The following is a 333-nucleotide window of genomic DNA, read 5'->3' as shown; positions in this document are numbered from 1 at the left end:
GGGCTGGAGGGGGTGGAGGTGGACCGGGCAGAGTGCGACCGGGCCGAGCTGGAAGAGGCGGAGGTGGACGGCCTGCTGGCCGCCGTCGCCTTCGCGATGCGGCCGAAGGTACGCCCCGATCTGCGTCCGGCCGCCGAGCGTTACCTCGCCGCGCACCTGGACAGCCACACCTGGCGCTACTTCAAACGCCGCCGCCTGGCCTCGCTCGCGCTGCCGGGGGTGGTACCCGCCCGGCTGGCGTTCCTGCGCTCCAGCCCGGCACTGCGCCGGGTGGCCCGGCGGGCGCGGGCGCTGCGGGGCGGAAGGGGCTGAGGGCCCTCCGCCGGGCCACGC

At 77.5% G+C, this 333-nt stretch carries 1 pseudogene; it reads left to right on the top strand.

The window, feature by feature from the left end:
* Positions 1-312 (top strand): annotated as a pseudogene (locus JS521_RS36125) (hypothetical protein); the annotation flags it as partial.
* Positions 313-333 lie beyond the last annotated feature (21 nt).

The organism is Streptomyces durocortorensis, assembly GCF_016901035.1.
GTDB classification, from domain to species: Bacteria; Actinomycetota; Actinomycetes; order Streptomycetales; family Streptomycetaceae; genus Streptomyces; species Streptomyces durocortorensis.
Note: the sequence above shows the minus strand (reverse complement) of the source record. Positions and strands in the feature narration are given on the sequence as shown.